The organism is Cupriavidus pauculus, assembly GCF_008801835.1.
In the GTDB taxonomy this organism is placed as follows: domain Bacteria; phylum Pseudomonadota; class Gammaproteobacteria; order Burkholderiales; family Burkholderiaceae; genus Cupriavidus; species Cupriavidus pauculus.
Genome location: NZ_VZOW01000007.1, coordinates 191,210 through 198,545 on the forward strand (window position 1 = coordinate 191,210; position 7,336 = coordinate 198,545).

8 protein-coding genes are annotated in these 7,336 nt (G+C 63.9%); 7 read left to right on the plus strand and 1 reads right to left on the minus strand.

Features of this window, described 5'->3' with window-relative positions; genetic code table 11:
• Nucleotides 1-90 precede the first annotated feature (90 nt).
• Nucleotides 91-678, minus strand: a complete 588-nt coding sequence (locus tag F7R19_RS10930) for a cysteine dioxygenase family protein (RefSeq protein ID WP_061957006.1) — start codon at nt 676-678, stop codon at nt 91-93.
• Nucleotides 679-803: 125 nt separating this feature from the next.
• Here F7R19_RS10930 and F7R19_RS10935 point away from each other — a divergent pair, with 125 nt between their 5' ends.
• The 7 genes from F7R19_RS10935 to F7R19_RS10965 all read left to right on the plus strand — a co-directional run.
• Complete coding sequence (locus F7R19_RS10935) at nt 804-1,670, plus strand: LysR substrate-binding domain-containing protein (RefSeq protein ID WP_061957005.1); 867 nt, start codon at nt 804-806, stop codon at nt 1,668-1,670.
• Nucleotides 1,671-1,902: 232 nt separating this feature from the next.
• Nucleotides 1,903-2,904, plus strand: coding sequence for a cytochrome-c peroxidase (locus F7R19_RS10940; RefSeq protein ID WP_150980440.1), 1,002 nt, complete (start codon nt 1,903-1,905; stop codon nt 2,902-2,904).
• A 308-nt stretch (nt 2,905-3,212) separates the two neighbouring features.
• Nucleotides 3,213-4,391 (plus strand): collagen-like triple helix repeat-containing protein, encoded by a 1,179-nt coding sequence (locus F7R19_RS10945; RefSeq protein WP_223506207.1) that lies wholly within the window; start codon nt 3,213-3,215, stop codon nt 4,389-4,391.
• A 166-nt stretch (nt 4,392-4,557) separates the two neighbouring features.
• Nucleotides 4,558-4,962: a hypothetical protein gene (locus F7R19_RS10950; protein ID WP_150980445.1), complete on the plus strand. Its 405-nt coding sequence runs from the start codon at nt 4,558-4,560 to the stop codon at nt 4,960-4,962.
• A gap of 283 nt (nt 4,963-5,245) precedes the next feature.
• Nucleotides 5,246-5,926: a DUF1120 domain-containing protein gene (locus tag F7R19_RS10955; RefSeq protein ID WP_061957001.1), complete on the plus strand. Its 681-nt coding sequence runs from the start codon at nt 5,246-5,248 to the stop codon at nt 5,924-5,926.
• Between the two features lie 248 nt (nt 5,927-6,174).
• The gene (locus tag F7R19_RS10960; RefSeq protein WP_150980448.1) at nt 6,175-6,846 is read left to right on the plus strand and encodes a DUF1120 domain-containing protein; all 672 of its coding nucleotides are present in this window, start codon (nt 6,175-6,177) and stop codon (nt 6,844-6,846) included.
• A gap of 227 nt (nt 6,847-7,073) precedes the next feature.
• A partial coding sequence (locus tag F7R19_RS10965) for a DUF1120 domain-containing protein (protein WP_150980450.1) occupies nt 7,074-7,336 on the plus strand: 263 nt, incomplete at its 3' end.

The window sequence follows — 7,336 nt, forward strand, 5'->3', positions numbered from 1 at the left end:
CGCACAGAGGAAATTTCGGCAAGCTGATTTTCAGGAGTCGGGGCGGGCAGCCGGCGTAGTGCGGCGCGGCGCCGCCCCGGTCAGGATTGTTTAGCGGCGGGTCTGGACGCCCACGTTCATGATCTGGCAGCGTCCGGTTTCAAGGTCGAACGTGAGCCGTTCGGTCAGCGTTTCCAGCGACCGGCCGTACATGTGCAGATGGCGAATGATGTCGTCGCCGCGAATCTCTACCGAATGGATGTCGTCGGGCAGCAGGGCGATGCCATTGCGCGGACCCACTTCCACGGTGCGCTCGTGTTCGAGCGTGCCCACGCCGGGCTGGCTGCCGTCATCGGTGCGCACATAGACGTCGTTGAACTCCACGCCAACCACGCCCGCCACGCACGCCCACGTGGTGTGGTTGTGCGGCGGAATGCGCTTGCCCGGACGCAGCACGTTCAGGTAAAGCGCGAAGGTCTGGTCCGGATCCTCGGAAATCAGATAGCGGGCCTGGCGCTCGCCCGGCTCCGGCGGCGGGAAATCGCCTTCGTTCCATAGTTCGGTGCGCGCGGCCAGTTCTTCCACCTGGGTCAGGACATCGGCCAGGCTGGCGCGGGTGACGCCCCCCTTGTTCACAATGTTCCTAATGGATTCGATGGTGTCTCCGACGGCAGTCTGGCGCTGTTGGGCGATGGACATGGTGCGATCAATCCTTGCAATCTCTGTTTTTGGGGGGTAGAACGGTGCTTCGTGTTTCACTGTAATGAACACCTGTTCTAAAAACCACTTAATGCGCAACGAAAATCCATTAGCAGGGCTAATGTATGCGTAACCTCGATCTGGACCTGCTGCGGTCGCTGGTCGCGATTGCCGACCACGAGACCTTTGGCGCCGCGGCGCTGACGGTGCAGCGCACGCAGTCGGCCGTCACGCAACAGATGCAGCGGCTGGAAGAGCAGCTTGGCCTCGCGTTGTTCGAACGCCAAGGGCGCGGCAAGCTGCTGACGCGGCATGGCAAGAAACTGGTGGAATACGCGCGCCAGATGCTGGCCATCAACGACGAGGCGCTGCGCATGCTGCGCGAGGGCGACCTGACCGGATCGCTGCGCATTGGCGCGCCGCACGATGTGGCCGATACGATCCTGCCGGGGCTGCTGTCGCATATCGCGCGCTCGTCGCCGGCGTTGCGGCTGGAGATCCATGTCGGCCGCAGTCCCTTCCTGATGGAGTCGCTGCGACGCGGCGAAATCGACCTGACCGTGTCGACGCGCGAGGACAACACGCTCGACGGCATCGTGCTGCGCACCACGCCCACCATCTGGGTATGTTCGGCCGATTTCGTCTATGAACGCGGCGCGCCCGTGCCGCTGATCCTGGCCGACGAGCCAAGCCTGTTCCGCAAGCTGTCGCTCGAGGCGCTGACGCAGGCGGGCGTGCCCTGGCGCATTGCCTACCTGGCACCGAGCCTGATCGGCATCAAGGCGGCGCTGCGCGGCGGGCTGGGGATCACCGCGCGCAGCATCGACCTGCTGGCCGCGGACATGCGCATCCTTGGCGAGGCCGACGGACTGCCGCGGCTGCCCGATGTCACCTATTACCTGTGGGCACGTCCCAATGCGGTCAATCCCGTCGCGCGTCATGTCTTTTCGATGCTCAAAACAGCCTTGCAGCGCGGCCTGGTCAGCGCGTGACCGGCGCCCCGGATCGGGCGTTGCCGCAGCAGGCGAGGCCACATCGTAGGCGTGCCGCGCCCGCGCGCCAACGAAGAAGAATGGCTATCGATATCTGGCGCCGCCTTACGATTGGCTTTCGGAATCGGCTTGATGGCTATCAACGCCGGCTGCGGGGCTTGCGGGCCTAATCCGGTTTTTTGCGCGGCACGCATGCAGATGCGCACCGCGATGAATCGACCGGAGCCCTTCGATGAAGCTGAAACTGCTGCTGTTGCCGCCATGGGCGGCCCTTGTCCTCGCCTGCGGCGTGCAGGCCGCCACCCCGCGCGCGGAACCCGTGCAACCGATCGTCCGCCCGGCCATCACCGATCCGGCGCGCGTGGCGCTGGGCCAGAAGCTGTGGTTCGAACCGCGACTCTCGCGCTCGGGGTTCATCTCGTGCAACTCGTGCCATAACCTCAGCCTGGGCGGCACGGACAATCTCAAGACATCGATCGGCGACCACTGGCAGCAGGGCCCGATCAATTCCCCCACAGTGCTCAATTCCAGCCTGAATTTCGTGCAGTTCTGGGACGGCCGCGCCAGGAATCTGCCCGAGCAAGCGGGCGGGCCCATCGCCAATCCCGTTGAGATGGCGTACACGCATGAACTGGCTGTCGACACGCTGCAATCGATTCCCGACTACGTGATGGAATTTCGCAAGGTGTTCAGCACCGAGAAGCTGACGATGGACGAAATCTCGCTGGCGATCGCCGCGTTCGAGGAAACGCTGGTCACGCCCAATTCGCGCTTCGACAAATGGCTCAATGGCGACGACTATGCGATCGACGCCCAGGAACTGCGCGGCTATCGGCTGTTCAAGTCTGCGGGCTGCGTGGCCTGCCACTACGGCCCGAACGTGGGCGGCGCGTCGTTCCAGAAGATGGGGATCGTCACGCCGTATCAGACCAGCAATCCGTCGCAGGGGCGCGCCGCCATCACGGGCAACGATATCGACCGCTTTAGCTTCAAGGTGCCGACCCTGCGCAACGTTGCACTGACGTATCCGTATTTCCACGATGGCGGCGCCGCCACGCTGACGCAGGCGGTGGACGTGATGGGACGCTTGCAACTCGGCCGCCAGTTCACGGACGAGGAAAACGCCGACATCGTTGCCTTCCTGAATACGCTGACCGGCGAGCAGCCGCGCATCGTGCTGCCGATCCTGCCGCCGTCCACCAACGCCACGCCAAAGCCGCGACCCTTCGATTAAGCGAGCCGCGCACCGCGCGTGGCGGATCTCGCCATGGCCGGGCGGTGCGCTTTTCCGCGCCGTCCGTGCCGCACGTTCCCGCGCGGCTGATGCGGCGTTACGTAACACGTAACAGCAACGACTGACCGATCCACCCGTATCAAACGGCTGGCCGGAATTGCCGGGGTCGCCTGCAAACCGAGCATCCGCGCGGGTTTGCGGGCCGAAGCGCAGCACGCCTGCGGCTCTCGTCTGCCACGCGTATGTCAATGGCACGGCCGTTGCCTTGTCCTGATCCATCCAACACAACACAAATGAGGGGTGGAAGCATGCGTCAACGACAATATTGGATCGGTGTGACCGTCAGTGTTGCGGCGTTGCTGGGCGGGTGTGCGAATGGCCATGACGGCAAGCCGGGCGCGATGGGTCCGCAAGGTGCGCAAGGTGCGACCGGCGATGCCGGCACGGCTGGCACTGCGGGCGCGCAAGGCGCGACCGGTGCGCAGGGATCGCAAGGCGCGACAGGTGCGCAGGGATCGCAAGGCACGGCAGGCGCAACGGGCGCGACGGGTGCGACAGGCGCGGCCGGACCTGCGGGTTCGAACGGCACGAATGGTTCGAATGGCGCCGATGGCGCAACCGGTGCCACGGGCGCGGCAGGCGCCACCGGCGCGACGGGAGCCACAGGCGCCACCGGTGTCGCGGGTGCGACGGGCGCCACCGGCGTCGCGGGTGCCACGGGAGCGACCGGCGCAACCGGGCCGACGCCGCTGGCCGAAGTCGGCGCCGCCGTCAGCAGCGTCGGCAATACGGTCGGCACGCTCGGCACCGGGCCACTGGCCAGCGTGACCGCACCGGTCGGTTCGGTCGTCAGCCAGACCGGCAGCCTGGTGGGCGGCCTCACGCCGCAGACGCTGAGCGATCCCGTCAATCAGGTGCTGACGACCGCCAACACCGCGATCGTGCCGCTGACTGCGGCGCTGGGCAGTGCGACGCAGACCATCGGCGCCACGACCGGCCTGGGTGCGCCGCTGAATAATCTGCTGGTCGCTACGGGCGGCGCAGTGAATCAGATCGGCACCGCGATCGATCAGACCAACGCGCCGGTGGTCAGCAATGTGGGCGGTATCGTCGCAACGGTCGGCACCACGGTGTCGGCGTTGGGCGGAGCGGTGAGCACGCCATCGGGCGGTACGACGCCGGCCAGTCCGCTGGCGCCTGTCACGCAATTGCTAAGCGGACTGGGCAATCTTGGCGGAGGATCGGGCGGATCGCTGCCTAGCCCTTCCGGGGCGCTCGCGCCGGTCACCAATTTGGTGAACACCACCGTTTCCACCTTGACCAATGCGACGGGCGGCGCCAGCGGTCCGCTCAGCCCGGTGCTGGCGCCGGTGACCAACGCGCTGAAGGGCGCGGCCGGTTCTGGCGGTGCAACAAGTCCGATCAGTCCGGTAAGCAATCTGCCCGTGGTGGGCGGTCTGCTCGGCAGCGTGACGCCATCGAAGTAAGCCAACTGAAAGGTTGTCCGTGCGCGGCTGCGCGGGCAACCCGCTGGACAATCAGTTCCGCGGATCGGATGAAATTCACTGTTGCACAAAACAAGTATTGCGCCGCATCAAACTTGCTCTAATCTTTCCTCCACTGTCGTACAGATTCTGACCCGGAGGTAAAGCCATGCGCAACGCGACTCTCGACAACGCCCCACAAGCATTTCGGACCCAGACCGGCGAGCCAGTGACGGCGATCCGTCATCAGGACATCGTGGCGGCGTTCACCGCGCAAGCGGGCGCGCAACCTGTCGCGGTGCTGCACATGCTGTATCCGCGCACCGATGCGCGCACGCATCGCAGCCTCGATCTGCTGGTCGGCGCGCTGCGCAACCACGGCTTGCACGAAGTGGCCACGCTGGTGGAGCGCGAGGCGCACTACCTCGTGTTCACCGATGTCGCGCAGGCCTGGCGCGCGCTGCATGAAATCCGCCACGATTCGCTCGCCATCGGCGTGCATCTCTACTATCGGGGACTGACCGGCGACGCCGCGGAACAGGCGCTCGACACCGACGCGCACCGCTTGCACTGAGCGCACTGTGCCGTACCGTATCGCGCTGGAAAAGTATCCGGCGCTGCGGTGCGGATACGCTTGCGCATGATCTTTCGGATCGTTTCTCGGATAGTTGCGCCGCCGCTCGCCCGGACGGCGGCGTCGCATCCGAATGCGGGTCAGAACAAGCGCGCGGATAATAGCGCGCCAATTAAAGGGTTCGCGATTAAACCCTCGGTGTCGTTCCACCAGACTGTAGATTCTGTCGCGTCAGTGACATTGCGCGGCAGACAAACTTTCTGGACTCTGAAAGGACCCCACCATGAAAATCGCCGTCTCGCTGCGCAACGAACTTTGGCTGGTACTGCTGGTAACTGGCTGCCTGGGCGCGTTTGCCGCGGAAAACGCCGACCTGACGATCAAGGGCGTGATCAGGCCTTCCGCGTGTTCGGTTGATCTGTCCGGCGACGGCAACGTCTATTTCGGCACGATCTCCTCCCGCGCGCTGAGCGATACCAAACCAACCATGCTGCCCGAGCAAGAGATCACCATGACGATGACGTGCGACGCCGCCACGGTCGTGGGCTATCGGCTTGTCGACAACCGTGCCGGCACTGCGGCGCCGATCTTGCGTGGCCTGGACGCCAATATCGGCGAAACGATGGGGTTTGGCATGGGCACTGTCGACGGCAAGAATCTGGGCGCTTACGCCATCCGCGCGCTGCCGGCCGACGCGGTTGCCGATGGCGCGGCGGTTGCCGGTGGCACGCGCTCGGTCGATGGCGGCGCAACCTGGCTCAGCGCCACTGCGGTGTTCGATTACGTCGCGCCGATGGTGGTGAGCGCCTGGGCCGCTGTGGATGGCGGAGAACCGCTGCGTTATCGAACCGTGGCGCAAGTGCTCAAGCTGGCAGCGGCTGTCGACAGCAAGGCCAACCTGCCGGAGCTGACCACGAACCTGCGGCTCGAGGGTTCGGCCACGGTCTCTGTCGTATATCTGTGAGGCGTCTGTAAGGTATCCACAGATTTCGGTGGATTTCTGAAAGCAAGACCCGCATCGCAGCGATGCGGGTTTTTTTATGCACGCGCGCCGTGACGCGGTGCGCTGTTGCGCCGGTCAGAGATTGGCGGTTCCAACATTTGAAGATTCCGTGATTAAGCGGACAGCGCGCGTAGACCAAACTTCAGCCTGTCCCCGGACGGCAGCGCCGACGGAGCACCCAAAGCCCCCACATCTGAAAGGAATCGATCATGAACATCACCACTCAACTGCGTAACGGTCTGCTGCTGACAATGCTGGCTACGGCTTGCTCTGGCGCGTTTGCGGCAGAAAGCGCGGACCTGGCGGTCAAGGGCGTGATTCGCCCCTCGGCTTGCTCAATTGCTCTGTCGAACAACGGCACGGTGGACTACGGCACGATTTCGGCCAAGAGCTTGAGCGCTACCGACGTCACCAAGCTGCCCGATCGTGACGTGACGATGACGATCAACTGCGAGGCGGCCACCAAGGTTGGCTTCACTGTTGCTGACAATCGGGGAGGAACGGCGTCCTGGATTCTGACGGACATCGATCCGAAAGCAACGGCTGCGATGCCCTATGGCCTGGGTGCAGTGGATGGTAAGAATCTAGGCGTCTATGGCATTCAGGCGCGTACCGCAGATGCGACGGCAGACGGTGCAGCCGTGGGCGACGTTGTGTATGCGGACAGTTCTGTTGGTCCTCTGTCGGGTTACGCAGACTATTTGCTCCCAAGCTTGGTGGTTTCGTGGTCCGACACCGCCGCTGGCAGCCCCCATGCCTACAAGACCATCTCGCAAGTCCTCCGAATCGTCGGCGCCCTGAATAGCACGGCCAACCTGCCGTCGTTGACATCGAACGTTGAACTGGACGGCTCCGCCACGATTTCTGTGGTGTACCTGTAATCGACCGGACCAAACGCCTCGCCAAAACCCGCATCGTAACGATGCGGGTTTTTTCATGTGCGCGCGCCGCAAAGTGCTGCGCCTTTTTGTCGGTTAAAGATTTGCTGGTCCAACATTTGAAGATTCAGTGATTAAGCGCATGCCACTCATAGACCAGACTTCAGCTGTCCCCGCCCGGCAACGCCGACGGAGCACCTAAAGCCCCCACATCTGAAAGGAAATCGATCATGAACATCACCACTCAACTGCGTAACGGTCTGCTGCTGACAATGCTGGCCACGGCCTGCTCCGGCGCGTTTGCGGCAGAAAGCGCGGACCTGGCGGTCAAGGGCGTGATTCGCCCCTCGGCTTGCTCAATTGCCCTGTCGAACAACGGCACGGTGGACTACGGCACGATTTCGGCCAAGAGCTTGAGCGCTACCGACGTCACCAAGCTGCCCGATCGTGACGTGACGATGACGATCAACTGCGAGGCGGCCACCAAGGTTGG